The sequence below is a fragment of the Algoriphagus ornithinivorans genome, assembly GCF_900115305.1.
Lineage (GTDB): Bacteria > Bacteroidota > Bacteroidia > Cytophagales > Cyclobacteriaceae > Algoriphagus > Algoriphagus ornithinivorans.
In genome coordinates, this window is sequence record NZ_FOVW01000004.1 from 184,947 (window position 1) to 200,144 (window position 15,198).

General features: G+C 39.4%; 13 protein-coding genes. 9 read left to right on the plus strand and 4 right to left on the minus strand.

Features of this window, described 5'->3' with window-relative positions; translation table 11 throughout:
* The first annotated feature begins 84 nt into the window (after positions 1 to 84).
* From BM073_RS07155 to BM073_RS07190, 8 genes are all read left to right on the plus strand, one after another.
* Entirely contained in the window at positions 85 to 564 is a 480-nt protein-coding gene (locus BM073_RS07155; RefSeq protein ID WP_091652523.1) for a cytidine deaminase, read from the plus strand.
* Positions 565 to 567: 3 nt separating this feature from the next.
* A complete protein-coding gene (locus tag BM073_RS07160; protein ID WP_091652526.1) occupies positions 568 to 1,212 on the plus strand; it encodes an alpha/beta hydrolase in 645 nt (214 codons plus the stop codon).
* Positions 1,213 to 1,308: 96 nt separating this feature from the next.
* On the plus strand, positions 1,309 to 1,746 hold the full coding sequence (locus BM073_RS07165; protein WP_091652528.1) for a UPF0158 family protein: 438 nt from the start codon (positions 1,309 to 1,311) through the stop codon (positions 1,744 to 1,746).
* Between the two features lie 78 nt (positions 1,747 to 1,824).
* Positions 1,825 to 2,322, plus strand: coding sequence for a GNAT family N-acetyltransferase (locus BM073_RS07170; protein ID WP_091652531.1), 498 nt, complete (start codon positions 1,825 to 1,827; stop codon positions 2,320 to 2,322).
* A gap of 22 nt (positions 2,323 to 2,344) precedes the next feature.
* Positions 2,345 to 3,925, plus strand: coding sequence for a M1 family metallopeptidase (locus BM073_RS07175; RefSeq protein WP_091652533.1), 1,581 nt, complete (start codon positions 2,345 to 2,347; stop codon positions 3,923 to 3,925).
* Positions 3,926 to 3,928: 3 nt separating this feature from the next.
* Entirely contained in the window at positions 3,929 to 4,228 is a 300-nt protein-coding gene (locus tag BM073_RS07180) for a hypothetical protein (RefSeq protein ID WP_091652536.1), read from the plus strand.
* A 140-nt stretch (positions 4,229 to 4,368) separates the two neighbouring features.
* Positions 4,369 to 7,188: a carbamoyl-phosphate synthase large subunit gene (carB, locus tag BM073_RS07185; RefSeq protein ID WP_091652538.1), complete on the plus strand. Its 2,820-nt coding sequence runs from the start codon at positions 4,369 to 4,371 to the stop codon at positions 7,186 to 7,188.
* 91 nt (positions 7,189 to 7,279) lie between these two features.
* Positions 7,280 to 7,537: a DUF4834 family protein gene (locus BM073_RS07190; protein WP_091653039.1), complete on the plus strand. Its 258-nt coding sequence runs from the start codon at positions 7,280 to 7,282 to the stop codon at positions 7,535 to 7,537.
* An 892-nt stretch (positions 7,538 to 8,429) separates the two neighbouring features.
* Here BM073_RS07190 and tnpA read toward each other — a convergent pair.
* From tnpA to BM073_RS07210, 4 genes are all read right to left on the minus strand, one after another.
* Positions 8,430 to 8,885, minus strand: a complete 456-nt coding sequence (gene tnpA, locus BM073_RS07195) for an IS200/IS605 family transposase (protein WP_091652541.1) — start codon at positions 8,883 to 8,885, stop codon at positions 8,430 to 8,432.
* 823 nt (positions 8,886 to 9,708) lie between these two features.
* On the minus strand, positions 9,709 to 10,926 hold the full coding sequence (locus BM073_RS07200; RefSeq protein ID WP_091652543.1) for a THUMP-like domain-containing protein: 1,218 nt from the start codon (positions 10,924 to 10,926) through the stop codon (positions 9,709 to 9,711).
* Positions 10,927 to 11,919 carry an aspartate-semialdehyde dehydrogenase gene (locus BM073_RS07205; protein WP_091652546.1) on the minus strand — a complete coding sequence of 331 codons (993 nt, stop codon included), beginning with the start codon at positions 11,917 to 11,919 and terminating at the stop codon, positions 10,927 to 10,929. It abuts the gene before it with no gap.
* A 287-nt stretch (positions 11,920 to 12,206) separates the two neighbouring features.
* Positions 12,207 to 12,461: a hypothetical protein gene (locus BM073_RS07210; protein ID WP_091652549.1), complete on the minus strand. Its 255-nt coding sequence runs from the start codon at positions 12,459 to 12,461 to the stop codon at positions 12,207 to 12,209.
* Positions 12,462 to 12,690: 229 nt separating this feature from the next.
* Between BM073_RS07210 and BM073_RS07215 the strand changes: the two genes are divergently transcribed.
* Positions 12,691 to 15,195, plus strand: coding sequence for a lamin tail domain-containing protein (locus BM073_RS07215; RefSeq protein ID WP_175557865.1), 2,505 nt, complete (start codon positions 12,691 to 12,693; stop codon positions 15,193 to 15,195).
* Positions 15,196 to 15,198 lie beyond the last annotated feature (3 nt).

The window sequence follows — 15,198 nt, forward strand, 5'->3', positions numbered from 1 at the left end:
ACTCGCAGGAAAAAGGGAGAAATCCAGATTTTGGTGAACAATTCATTAATTTACTCGTTCGATTTCCCCCAAGCAATTCATTACATGCAAAAAATAGAAGTAAAGAGTTATTTAGAAATTCTGGATTTTTCAGATTTAGATCCACAAGAGCAGGCATTGGTGGAAAAAGCAAAGGCTATCAGTCAAGCTGCCTATGCGCCGTATTCTTCTTTTCGAGTGGGAGCGGCAGTTCTTTTAGAAAATGGGAATATGCTTCAATGCAGTAATCAGGAAAATGTCAGCTTCCCTGCAGGAGTTTGTGCTGAGCAACTGGTTTTAGGCTATGCAGGAGCTAATTATCCTCAATCTGCTCCAATTATGATGGCAGTAGTGGCACAAAGAGCGGGAGAGGGTCAGTGGGCGGTAGTTTCCCCTTGTGGGATCTGCAGGCAAACCATCAACGAAGTAGAAAACCGGTTTAATCAGACCATAAAAATGCTTTTTTTGAGAGCTGATGGGAAAATCTACCGCATAGATGGAGTGGAAAATCTGCTTCCTCTTAAATTCAATGATCTGAAAGGCTAGATTTTGAAAAAAAGTATAAAATTTGAATATGAGGCTCATTATGTAGTTTCCAAAGAGCCTGATTTTCGGGAAAGAGAAATTTGGTTGCTTTTCCATGGCTACGGGCAATTGGCTGAGTTTTTTATCAGAAAATTCCAGCCCTTTTTTGACGGAAACCGCTTATTTATTGCTCCAGAAGGGACTAATTATGCTTATTTGAAAGATTTTCAAGGGAGAGTTGGAGCCAACTGGATGACTAGGCATGAGCGGGAAAAAGCGATTGAAAATAACCATCGATATCTAGATGAGTTAATGGAATCATATCTCAGGAAATTTGAAAAGAAGCCAAAGATAAAAATCCTGGGTTTCTCTCAAGGTGCTGCAACTGCTACCAGATGGGCTAGCAGATGGTCTGGGCAGGTGGACTCCTTGATATTATGGGCAGGAGGCTTTGCACATGATATGCAGTTAGAGGATGCGAGAGGTAAATTTGCCCAAACAAGCTTGAAATTGGTCTTAGGAACTCAAGATGAATTGATTACTCTGGAAAGTATTGAAAAGCAGGAGGAACTGATCAGAAGTTTGGGGAAATCGATTGAAAAGATCACATTTGAGGGAGGACATGAACTTGATACAGAAATTTTGAAAATGATGATGGAAGTCAAGTAAATTGTTCCTAGTTTGGCGCATGATTTGTAACATTAAAAAATAATTGATCCAGAATCTGACATTCGTTATTTTTCTGAAAATATTTCAAAACCATCCATGCTTTCGCTTACAGAAAAAGAGGTAGATTTCATTGCTACCCAATTACTTAAAGGTATGGTCTGTTTTTACCAGATCGACAAAAAGAAAATCCACTTTATGCCTGACGATGAAGATTATTTCAACTATGATCTGACTCCTGACGAAGAGGATATTTTAGACGAGATTGATGCCGAGCCGGATAATTTTGCGGAGTTTACCAAAATGGAAGTTCCTCAAGAGCATCAAATAATGCAGGACTTCATTGATAGAAGGGTAAAAGAGAGAAATCTTGCCGAAGATTTAGTCAACGCTTTGACCAAGCCCAAATCAATGACAGCATTTAAATTTTTGATTGACGAGTCCAAATACCAAGAAGATTGGGCAGAGTATAGAAAGTCCAAGTATCAGGATTGGGTCAAGGAACAAGTAGATAGTTTCAACTACGCAGAGAATTAAAAGTAGCCGCCAAGATATCTTGGCGGTTTTCTTTTTGCCTGATTTTGAGTAGTTTCATAGGCTCTCAATTATTTTTCTATGGAAACTGAAGCTAAGATTTTCATTCGGAATCAACTGAACCCTGGAGATTTAGGGCAAATAGCCGCTCTGCACGGAAGAATTTATGCAGAGGAACATAATTTTGGGTTGGGTTTCGAAGCCTATGTAATGGACAGCCTTTTGGAGTTTTACCGACAATATGACGCCAACCGCGATAAAGTCTGGGTAGTGGAGTCTGAGGGAAAAATGGTTGGTTTTTTACTTTTAATGCATAGACAAGATGAACAGGCCCAACTTCGCTACTTCATTTTGGAAAAGCCTTACAGAGGTATGGGTTTGGGAAAAAAGCTAATGGAAGAGTGGATGGAATTCTATAATGAAAAAGGATACAAAGGAGCTTACCTTTATACTACCTCAGGCTTGGATCCTGCCATCAGTCTTTATGAGCGTTATGGGTTCAAAAAGGTATCTCAAATGAAATCACGGAATTTTGGGGTTCATCTATTGGAGATGCTCTACAGGCTTTATCCTTCTTAGGCTTATTTCTTATATTTCCTTCATGAAAAGAATATCCCTGCTACTCCTATCTTTAACCTGGTTTTGTTGTCAGTTTTCCTTCGCACAAAATTGGGATTGGGGAGGTCCAATGGACCCGCTCCAAATTAAGTTTAGCATAGTCCATTATGAGTTGAGACTTGAACTTTTTCCGGAAAATCAATCCATTGCAGGATCTAATACCATCACTTTTGATAGTTCTGAGAAATTAGATACCCTCCGTTTTCAGTTGATTGATGAATACGAAGTATCCAAAGTGACAATGAATGGAGAGGAGGTAAAGTTTTCTCATCAAAATGATGTATTGGATATTATACCCATAGACTGCACCTGTGATCAAGTCACAGTACATTATTCAGGAAAAACTCCCATAGCTATCAACCCGCCTTGGACTGGAGGTTTTACCTGGGAAAAGGACAGACTAGGAAACCATTGGATGGGATTATCTTCTCAAGGAGAAGGAGCAAAAATATTTATGCCGGCATTAGACCACCCCAGTTCTGAGCCCAGTCAGGGAGTTGATCTTTATTTCACTGCGCCAAATCCCTATTTCGTAGCCTCTAATGGTCGTTTATTGGATACCCAAAAAGGACAGGAGAAAACCACCTTTCACTGGGCTACTGAATATCCTATCAATAATTACAATATCAATTTTACTCTGGGAGTTTTTGAAGAAGAAAATTCTATTTTCACCAGTGTATCAGGGAGACATGTTCCTCTGGTAGTGTATGTTTTGCAGGAAAATAGAAGAAAAGCATCGGCATTACTTCAGGTGTTGGAGGAAAGTGTCAAAACTCATGAAAAGTATTTTGGACCATTCCCATTTCCAGATGATAAAATTGCGGTAGTAGAAACCCCTTATTTGGGGATGGAGCATCAGACTATCAATGCCTATGGGAATAATTTCCAGTTTGTACCTATGGGAAAGGTTCAATATGACTGGCTTTTACATCATGAATTAGGTCATGAGTGGTTTGGAAATAAAGTCTCAGTAGGCGATTGGGCAGACATGTGGATTCATGAAGGCATTACCGCATATGGAGATTGGCTATTTTATCTGGAGCATGGAGGAGAAGAAGCGTATTTGAAAAAAGTGAAATCAGAACTTCGAAATATTCCGCATGCCAAGCCGGTACAAAGTCCTCCAAACAGTACAGAAGAAGAGGCTTATCATCCTGAAATTTATACGAAGGGAGCTTATATCATGCACTCACTTAGAGGTTTTCTAGGGGATGAATTATTCTTCCCAATGCTAAAGGCTTTTGCCAGTGATGATCGATTTACTTATCAAAATCGAGTTAATTCGGATGATTTTGTAAACTTCGTTTTAGATTATTCTGGAAAAGATCTGCTTGGGTTTTTCGATTTATATTTATTGACCACCTCCCTTCCTGAAGTAGAGGTGAAAAATAAGGGCAAAAAGGGCTGGCAAGTGAGTCTGAAAGGAATTGACTTTGAAATGCCTGTGGAAATTGGAACATCAGAAGGAGTCCAAAAGGTGAATCTAGGCTTGAAGCCTATGCTAATTAAAAGTCAAACTGTACCTGAAATAGACCCAAATTATTGGTATATGCTTAAGCGTTAAAAAATGGAAATCAAAAAGCAAAAGGCTCAAGGTTATTATGTCATGATCGGTATTTTGATGGGCTTTCCTATGGGGATTGCCTTAAGTTTGGCTTTGGGGAATTTTGCTTTTGTGGGTACCGGTATAGCCATCGGCTTACCTATTGGAATAGCACTGGAAGAAAAAGCTAAGAAGGAAGGTAAAGTCAGAGAATTAAATGAAAATGATCTGATTTTGAGGAAAAAACTTTTTCGAGTGACTCTGATTTTACTGACACTTACTGTTTTAGGATTAGTCACATTTTTGCTTTTTCGACTGAGCTAAAATTCTAGTAAGGTCTTTTTTCAGATAATTTGGCAGTTTTGGGGACTTAATTGTAACTTATCCATGCCCCTTTAGAATATTTTTCTAATTTTGCCCCAATTTGGACTTAAGTAAAAATTTCTCTTCAACCTCCTTCTCTAATGCCTAAAGACAGTAGTATCAAGCACGTACTCATCATCGGTTCAGGTCCCATCGTCATCGGTCAAGCATGCGAATTCGACTATTCAGGCTCGCAGGCATCCAGATCCCTTCGTGAAGAAGGCATCATTGTCACCTTGATCAATTCCAATCCAGCGACGATTATGACAGATCCGGTGACAGCAGACAACGTGTATTTGCTCCCACTGGAAAAGAAATCCATCAAAAAAATTCTAACAGATCACCCGGACATAGACACGGTATTACCGACTATGGGTGGTCAAACAGCTTTAAACTTGGCCATTGACTGTGAAAAAGCAGGGATATGGAAAAATTTCGGAGTAAGAATGATCGGTGTGGATATCGATGCTATCGATACAGCCGAAAACCGGGAAAAATTTAAGGCTTTGATGGAAAAAATCGGGGTAGGAGTTTGTAAAGGAGCTACTGCCACCTCATTCCTTCAAGGAAAGGAAATTGCACAGGAAATTGGATTTCCTTTGATCATCCGTGCTTCCTATACGCTAGGTGGTGCTGGAGGTGCTTTTGTTGAAAAAGAAGAAGATTTTGAAAAATTACTCAGTGCAGGTCTGCAAGCCTCACCTGTGCATGAGGTTTTGATAGAGCAAAGTATTTTGGGATGGAAAGAGTATGAGCTAGAGGTCATGCGGGATAACATCGGAAATATGATTGTTATCTGTTCCATCGAAAATTTTGACCCCATGGGGGTTCATACAGGAGACTCGATTACAGTTGCACCAATTCAAACCCTTCCGGATACCGTGTATCAGCGCATGCGAAATTATGCGATTACCATGATGAACAGTATCGGAAATTTTGCTGGGGGATGTAACGTACAGTTTGCTGTCAGCCCGGATAATCAAGAAATCATCGGGATTGAGATCAATCCACGAGTATCTAGATCTTCTGCTCTAGCTTCCAAAGCTACCGGGTATCCAATTGCTAAAGTAGCAGCCAAATTGGCTATAGGTTATAATTTGGATGAGTTGCCAAACTCTATCACGGGAACTACTTCAGCTTATTTTGAGCCATCCATTGACTATGTCATTGTGAAAATTCCTCGTTGGAATTTTGACAAATTCAAAGGATCTGACCGTCGATTGGGACTTTCCATGAAGGCAGTGGGTGAGGTAATGGGAATTGGAAGAAACTTCCAAGAGGCATTACAAAAAGCATGTCAATCCCTAGAGATCAAGAGAAACGGTTTGGGAGCTGATGGAAAAGAGTTGAGAGACCAAGCACAGATTCTATACTCCTTGGCTAATCCAAGCTGGAATAGATTGTTCCATGTGTATGATGCCTTCAAATTGGGCATTTCATTCAGAACCATTCAGGATTTGACCAAAATAGACAAGTGGTTCTTGAAGCAAATAGAAGAATTGATTCACCTGGAAGGTGAGATTGAAAAATATGAGATTGATACCATTCCATTAGAACTAATGGATTTGGCGAAGAAGAAAGGCTATGCTGACCGACAAATAGCTCATTTATTGGGTTGCTTGGAAAGTGAAGTTTTCACCAAACGCTACGAAGAAATGGGTATCAAGCGTGTCTACAAATTAGTAGATACTTGTGCGGCAGAGTTTGAAGCACAGACGCCATATTATTACTCTTCTTTTGGAGAGGAAAATGAATCAGTTAGATCTGATAAGAAAAAGGTGGTGGTACTTGGTTCAGGACCAAACCGAGTAGGCCAGGGGATTGAGTTCGACTATTCTTGCGTTCATGGAGTTTTGGCAGCCAAAGAGTTGGGCTATGAGACAATCATGATCAACTGTAATCCGGAAACAGTATCGACAGATCCGGATGTAGCAGATAAGCTTTACTTCGAACCAGTTTTCTGGGAGCATATCTATGAGATTATCCTTCATGAAAAGCCTGAAGGAGTAATAGTTCAGTTAGGTGGACAGACTGCTTTGAAATTGGCCGAAAAGCTGGATAAATACGGAATCAAGATTATCGGTACCAGCTTTGAAGCTTTGGATTTGGCGGAAGATAGAGGTCTTTTCTCTACGCTTTTGAAAGAAAACAATGTGCCTTATCCTGAATTTGGAACGATCCATAACACGGATGAAGCGCTTGAGCTTTGCAAAACCATTGGATTCCCATTGCTAGTGAGACCTAGTTATGTATTAGGTGGTCAGGGAATGAAAATCGTGATCAATGAAAAAGAGTTGGAAGAGCATGTGGTAAATGTGCTAAAAGATATTCCAAACAATGAGATTTTGTTGGATCACTTCTTGGAAGGTGCGATTGAAGCTGAGGCAGATGCGATTTGTGATGGAGAGAATGTGTATATCATCGGGATCATGCAGCATATCGAACCTGCAGGTATCCATTCAGGAGATTCCTATGCGGTATTGCCTCCATACAACTTGGGAGATTTGGTAATCCGTCAGATTGAAACGTACACCGAAAAGATTGCCTTGGCTCTCAAAACGGTGGGCTTGATCAATATTCAGTTTGCGATCAAAAATGATAAGGTTTATGTGATCGAAGCCAACCCAAGAGCTTCCAGAACCGTACCATTTATCTGTAAAGCCTATCAGGAGCCTTATGTGAATTATGCGACTAAGGTGATGCTTGGAGAGAAAAAAGTGACTGATTTTGAATTCAAACCTACCAAAAAGGGTTATGCAATCAAGGAACCAGTTTTCTCTTTCCACAAATTCCCGAATGTAAATAAGGAATTGGGTCCAGAAATGAAGTCTACAGGTGAAGCGATTTACTTTATTGACGATTTAATGGATGATTATTTCTTGAAAATCTATTCGGAGAGAAACTTGTACCTCAGTAGGTAAGAAGTTTGAAGGCTTAAGTGAGAAAGCTGATAATTTCATGTGAGATATTACTCCTTGATTGAAATTTAAAAGGGACAAAAAGAAGAGAGTTTTGGTAAAATTTCTGATTATAGTTTTAGGTGTTGGTTGGTTGTTGGGTCAATTGATTCGCTATTTTTTGCGCAGTAAATTGGCCAAGTTTGCTGCTCATGTTCAAGAGATGGAGCGGGAGCAAAGAAGAGCCCAACAGTCTCAATCTAGGCCTAAAGAAGATATTTCGGTTGATTACATTCCCAAATCTCACGAGGCCAAACGGAAAAAAGATATAGAAGGCGGTGAATACGTCGATTATGAAGAAGTGAAGGAGTAATCCTTCACTTTTTTTGTATGAAGGGGTTTGACTTATTAAGGCAATTATTTATGCATGATATCTTTTATCAGACCATTAGAATAATATTGGATTTGAATTTGGTTTTTTCTTCGTTCGCTATGATTTAGGATAAATCCCTATAGGGATTAAAGCTCGGTAGAAATAAGATATTCGAAAGCCTCTCTTAACCCTTTAGAGATGAAAGAGGATATAAATGTTCCATACCTACGGTATGGAAGAGTTTTCGTGGAGAATTCAGGGCTACCTAGCTTAATAGCCTACGGCAAGGATTGTAATCTTGAAATCCTGTAATCGGAAGCGAGAAATTATTTGAAATTCATCTCTAATTCGGAGATAAATCCCGTTAGGGATTAAAGCTTGGTAGAATTCAGATATTCGAAGGCCTCCCTTCACCCTGTAGGGGTGAAAGAGGATGTAAATGTTCCATACCCACGGCATGGAGAGGTTTTCTTCGAGAATTCAGGGCTACCTAGCTTGATTGCCTACGGCAATAATTGTAATCTAGAAATCCTATAATCGGAAGCAAGAAATTATTTGAAATTCATCTCTAATTCGGAGATAAATCCCGTTAGGGATTAAAGCTCGGTAGCGATAAGGTATTCGGAGGCCTCCCTTTACCCTGTAGGGGTAAAAGAAGATATAAATGTACCATACCTACGGCATGGAGGGGTTTTGTAGAGAATTCAGAGCTACCTAGCTTTATTGCCTACGGCAATGATTTAAGTCGGTTATTAATCAACCGATCTCGGCTTTACAATTCAACGTAAATATTTATTGAGCTTACGAATCCTACAGGTCAATCCCGTTAGGGATTCCAGCTCGGTAGCTATAAAAAATGCAAAGACTTCCGTTCACCCTGTAGGGGTGAAACCTATATTGGCTCGGAAAATATATAGGCAGGGTTATAGTCAATTTCTAGGCTTTCTAAAATTTTGACGTACTCATCAAGGAAATTAACCTTCTCATGATGTTTTTTTTGGATATAGATGATTACTTGAGGGATGTGTGACTTAGTGTATGAAAACCCACTATATCCTTCTTGCCAAGCAAATTTATAAGTAGTCAAACCTTCTTCATTAATCCAATTGGTAGAAGATTTTTTTATTTCTCTTACGAGATCACTTAAAGCCTGATTTGGTCTAAATCCTACCAAAATATGAATATGATCAGGCATTCCATTAATCGCTAATACCTTGTGTTTATGGTTTTGAATTATAGCTGTGATATATTCAAACAAACGATTTTCCCATCTATCTGAAATCATTGCCTGTCTGAATTTTGTAGCAAAAACTAATTGAATATGGATTTGTGTGAAAGTGTTTGCCATGACTTAAAAAAAATGATTTCTAATTTTTACGTTTGATTTAAATTTGGGTTGTTCCATACCTAAGGCATGGAGAGGTTTTCTTCGAGAATTCAATTCTACCTAGCTTAATTGCCTACGGCAATATTTGTAAGCAACTTGCAAACATGTAACTGGAATCATTAATTGATTTGAATTTTAGCTAAAACTCAGAGGTCAATCCCTTTAGGGATTCCAGCTCGGTAGCGATAAGGTATTCAAAGGCCTCCCTTCACCCTGTACGGGTGAAAGAGGATGTAAATGTTCCATACCTACGGCATGGAGAGGTTTTCTTCGAGAATTCAGGGCTACCTAGCTTGAATGCCTACGGCAATAATTGTAAGCAACTTGCAAACATGTAACTGGAATCATTAATTGATTTGAATTTTGGCTAAAACTCAGAGGTGAATCCCTTTAGGGGTTCCAGCTCGGTAGCGATAAGGTATTCAAAGGCCTCCCTTCACCCTGTACGGGTGAAAGAGTATGTAAATGTTCCATATCTACGGCATGGAGAGGTTTTCTTCGAGAATTCAAGGCTACCTAGCTTAAATGCCTACGGCAATAATTGTAAGCAACTTGCAAACATGTAACTGGAATCATTAATTGATTTGAATTTTAGCTAAAACTCAGAGGTCAATCCCTTTAGGGATTCCAGCTCGGTAGCGATAAGGTATTCGAAGGCCTCCCTTCACCCTGTAGGGGTGAAAGAGTATGTAAATGTTCCATATCTACGGCATGGACGGGTTTTCGTCGAGAATTCAGAGCTACCTAGCTTAATTACCTACGGCAATTTGTAAGATTGAGGGACTCACTTTCTTTTACACCAAAAAAGCTTATAACCAGACAAAGTCTTGGTGCCAATTAGAAAATCTTCTCCTCCATCTTTCAAGCCCATTTTCTTTTTCAGGGCATCTGTTCCCATTAGGTAATTTCTGGTAATCACATTCACTTTGCCGGAAGGGAATCGGCTTTTTAGCTCATTTTTCTTGGCAGGGAGTTCTTCAAGTATTTCAAAGACTTTTCCTGGGATATTTTGAGGTGAGTTTTCTGAAGTATATAAATGACTGTTAGAGTCCAGTTTTTTTAGACCAAAACGTGCTCCGAATAATTTGAAAGCCCCTGATTTTAATACTCCACTGGAAGGCTCAATCAGGTATTTTTCTGCCTCTCCAAATGAGGATTGGGCAAGTTCTTCTTCTTCCCTTTCAAACTCAAACTCCGGTAAATTCCCGCCCAAATCAATGGCAACTACTTTTTTCCTTTCCGAATCATTATTCTTTTTCCAATGAAGCAAAAGCTCCTTTACCTCGTTTTTCACAGAAAGAATGGTGATTTTTTGAATTTCAGGTAGCTCTGACCAAGCCTGACTGATGTCGAGCATAGGGGAATACTTTAAAAGAATTTCATCTGCCTTCTTTTTTAAATCTTCCCATACTGTCACCAAATCCGGCTGACAATCCTTAAGCTTATAGAGTTTTTGATTTCCCTTTCCTCTTCTAGCTGGATCAGCATAAATGAGGTCAAAATGAAGCTCAGTTTTCTCCAAAAATTCCAAGCCATCCCCTTCAAAAAAGGCAAATTTGTTATCTAAACTCGCCAAGGGATTAGAACCCTTGGAGGGTTTCAATAGCTCTAGATTATACTTTGAGATCTGGAAAAGCTCAGGCTGATTTTCGCAGTAGATCCCTTTTTCAAAGCCTTGGCTTAAATAATAGAAATCCACCCCAAAACCTCCAGTCAAGTCTATCATCCGCTTTCCATTCAGTCCTTCAGCCTTCTTTTTGGCGGTTTCTTCTGATGAGCTTTGTTCCAAGGAAATACTAATAGGAAAAATGATTTGTGGATTGGCAGTCCATTCCGGGAGCTTTTTGGAAGCTTTTTGTCTTGCAGCAATTTGTTGAACAGCTGCCTTTAGGTCAAAATTCGTTTTTCCCTGATATTTTAAAAGTAAAAGTGCAGGATCTTCACTGAGATGATCCTGCACAAATTTTTGGAATTCAGTAGTATGAAACTCTCTGAAGTCCATTTATACCAATTGATTCTTCACCAAATAAGCTGCGATCTGCACCGCATTGGTAGCCGCTCCTTTTCTCAAATTATCAGCCACAATCCACATATTGAGGGTGTTTGGCTGAGATTCGTCTCTTCTCAATCTTCCTACAAACACTTCATCTTTTTTATGCGCATTGATCGGCATAGGATAGACAAAGTTGGCAGGATCATCCTGTACGATTACTCCTGGAGTCTCTGAAAGTAATTTTCTCACCTCACCTAAATCAAAATCTTTGTTGAACTCCACATTAACTGATTCAGAGTGACCTCCCATTGTAGGGATTCTTACGGTAGTTGCAGTTACCTGTATGCTGTTGTCGCTGAAGATTTTTTTGGTCTCATTGATCATTTTCATCTCCTCTTTGGTGTATCCATTTGGCTGGAATACATCAATATGAGGAAGCACATTCATGTCAATTTTGTGAGGATAAACCATAGGTGGGTTAGCTTCACCTTCGCGCTCTGCCATCATTTGATCAACGGCTGCTTTACCTGTGCCTGTTACAGACTGATAGGTAGAGACCACGATTCTTTTGATCCCATATTGGTGTCTCAAAGGCTCCAATGCCAATACCATCTGAATGGTTGAGCAGTTTGGGTTGGCGATGATTTTGTCTTCTTTGCTCAGTTCTTTTGCATTGATTTCCGGCACCACCAATTTTTTGCTTGGGTCCATTCTCCAGGCTGAAGAGTTGTCTACGACGGTTGTTCCTGCTTCAGCAAATTTGGGAGCCCACTCCAAAGAAGTGCTTCCTCCAGCTGAGAAAATAGCAATATGTGGTTTGGCAGCTACAGCATCAGCCAAGCCGATGACCGTATGTTTTTTTCCTTTATATTCAATCTGTTTACCTACTGAGCGCTCGGAAGCGACCAATAGCAATTCGTCGTAATGAAAATTGTGCTCGTCCAGCACTTCTAGAATTTCAGAGCCAACCAGGCCGGTTGCTCCTACCACAGCTAATTTCATCTGTATATAATTTGTTTTTTGAGGTCAGATGGAATCTCTCACAATTTACAAGCATCCTAGTGTGTGTCGCTTGCGTTGTGCTCGATTTCATGATGGTTTGAATAGGTTAATTATTTTCGAGCTGTAAAATTAACAGCTATGCATTCATTTTCAGATTTATACTGAAATTTATTGAATTGATTTGCTGAATTACTTTTTATCAAATTCAGTTTAACGCGTACTAAAAGTCTTCAAGTGATAAAAATCAAAAGCAGAACAGCAGAAAATCTTACGATTGGTTTTAAAATTTACTCGTCTTCAAATTTGCCTTCTCTCCTCCAACCATAAGGGTTAGTATCCGCAGTGGTAATTTGGGATTCTACTTTTCCTGTTTGTGGGTCTTCTGTAAAAAACATTGCAGAAGATTCCCATCTCAAAAGGTTTACTTCTGCTTTCAGTTTTTCTTCTTCCCCGTCAAAAAGCTTTTCCAGCAAGTCTTCCCTGCCCGCACATTGAATTTGCTTCGTCTTCCCGTTTTTATAATGAATCTGATATTCTCTCATAACCGCTTTTTTTAAAAAACTGCTCCCATCTTGTTTTGTTATGAAATAGGCAGAATCCGAGCATTGGGCAGGCTTTTAAATTTTTGAATACGCAAAGCTTTTCATATCCAATAAGGATTATAGTCTGCATTTCTAATAAGGAACCAAATAGATAATTTCTCTAGACTAAAATTTAAATAATCAATCATGATTTATTAAATTAGTTTATCGGTTTTAGTCTAATATGTTTATGGTCAGATTTTTAGTTGGACTTTTTATTTTTATCCTGTTGATAGTTCAGGCAGAGACTCTGAAAGCCGCTAATCAAAGGGAGGGCTTCGAGAAGGATTTTCAAATTGTAAATCATCCACAAGAATTTATTCCAAAATGGAGTGGGAACGAATTGAGGGCGAGTTCTTCCCGTATTTTTCAATCTAATCAAGGCAGAAATGCTACCAAGGCTTTGGCAGTTCAGCCAATCTCCACCTTTGATGGAAAAGTTTTTATCCGGCTGAATCCAAATATGTATGAAAACCCGAAGATTCAATTTTGGGCAAGAGCAGTTAGAAATGGTTCTGGCACTCGTCCGGCGTTGGTTTTCTATTCATTCGAAAAAAGTCTGGAAAATGATCCTACAAATTGGTTTCGATTAGGGTCAGAAAATGAATTCGCCAATGAAGATCAAGAATTCAGAAAATTTGAAATTCTACTTCCTGAAGAGTTGAGTGCTGAGCCCGAAATCTTTTTAAAACTGGAAATTCGATTTGGATCCGGGACTGGATCCTGTGCCCGTTTTTTGATGGATGATTTTGAATTTGGAGATATAGAAGAGGATTTGGAGGCGCCTAAAATAATACGGGTAAGAGGGTATGATAATAAAACTATAGAACTCAGCTTTTCTGAAAAACTGGATCCTGTTTTTTCGCAAATTCAATTGAATTATCTGCTGGGTGAAAAGGAACCAGAGTCAGCTATTCTCAGGCAAGATTCTTTGGCGTATTTAAGCTTCAAGGATACTTTGGATCACAGGGGCTTATATGATCTGAGAGTTCGTCAAATAGCTGATTTAGAGGGTAATTTTTTAGAAGATTCGCTGGTAAATTTTACCTTCTTCGATCCTACCAATATTCCTTACAAGACTTTGGTCATCAATGAGCTGATGCCTGCGCCAAGAGATGGTAATGACCTTCCCAATTTAGAATATATAGAATTGCTCCACATCGGTGATTATCCAGTCAGGGTAGAGGGAGTTCAGCTTTCTAATTCAAGGAATACCACTACACTGGGTAATTTTTGGTTAGAACCAGATTCCTACACTATTCTTGCTCCAACCAACCAAGCCAATCAATTTTTGCCTTTTGGTTCGGTGATTCCAGTTTCTTCTTGGCCAACATTGCTCAACTCTGGTGATCGAGTTCAATTAAGTGACAGAAACGGAAAAGAAATTGACCAAGTTAGCTATACAACAGCTTCTTGGAAAGGCACTGAGTTCAGTGGTGGAGGATATAGTCTTGAGGTTGTAAATCCATTTTTGCGATGCGATCAAAGTTCTTTTCTTCTTGCCTCTAGATCATCCTTTCGGGGGACTCCCGGACAAGAAAATTCGGTTTTTGATTTAAGCCCAGATCTAGTTAAACCAGAGTTACTTGCCTTTGAGTTTTTGAATGAACAGACCTTGGTTTTGACTTTCTCGGAACCCCTGCAAAACCTCTATTTTCCTAACTTTTTGAGTTTTCAAGAAATCATTGAAATAGACTCTGTTGGAATTAATAGCGATGAAGTGACATTGTTTTTTCAAAATCCATTTCCGGAAAATAATCCCGGCACTTTAAAAATTCATGGATTTCAAGATTGTAGTGGGAATGAATTGGAGGAAATTGAAATCAAAATTCTCCGTCCCTCAGAAGCTGAAATCGGAGATGTGGTGATCAATGAAGTACTATTCAACTCCCGGACAGGAAGTCCCAAATTTGTCGAGTTGGTGAATGCTACAAATCGCTATTTGGACCTGAGAGGTTGGAAGTTGGCCAATTTGGATGCTCAGGGAAGAGTAAATCAAGTAAGGGCAATCAGCGATAGGAGTTTGGTGATTCCGCCAAAGGCACAGCTAGCCATAAGTACAGATACGGTTCAGCTTAAGTTTGACTATCCTTTGTCCGCCATGGGTTTATTTCATCAAATAAATACTTTGCCTAGTTATCCGATTGCCGGCGGAACAGTAGTATTGCTTGCTCCATCAGATGAGCTTGCAGAGAGCTTTCGGTACATTGAGAGTTTACATCACCCCTTGCTTAGGGATACGAAGGGAGTTTCATTGGAAAGAATATCTTTGCAAACTCCTGCCTCAGTCATAGCAAATTGGCATTCGGCCTCCGGTTCAATGGGCTATGCAACTCCAGGGATGAAGAATTCTCAATTGATAGAAGAGGAATTTTTGGGAAATATAATTCAAATTGATCCGGAAGTATTTGACCCGGAGGGAAGCAATGGGAATACCTTTACTTCCATCAGATATGAATTAAATGAGCCAGGCTGGGTGGGAACTTTTAGAATATATGACATGGCTGGTCGGATTGTTGCGATTTTGGCTCAGAATGAAATTTTGGGGACGTCAGGCCTATATTCTTGGACTGGCACCAATTCAAATGGAGGGCGAGTTCGGACTGGATATTATATCCTTGTAGCTGATTTATTTGATTTAAATGGAAATGTAAGGCAAATCAAAAAGACTATCATAATTGCTGAAAGACTCTAATTT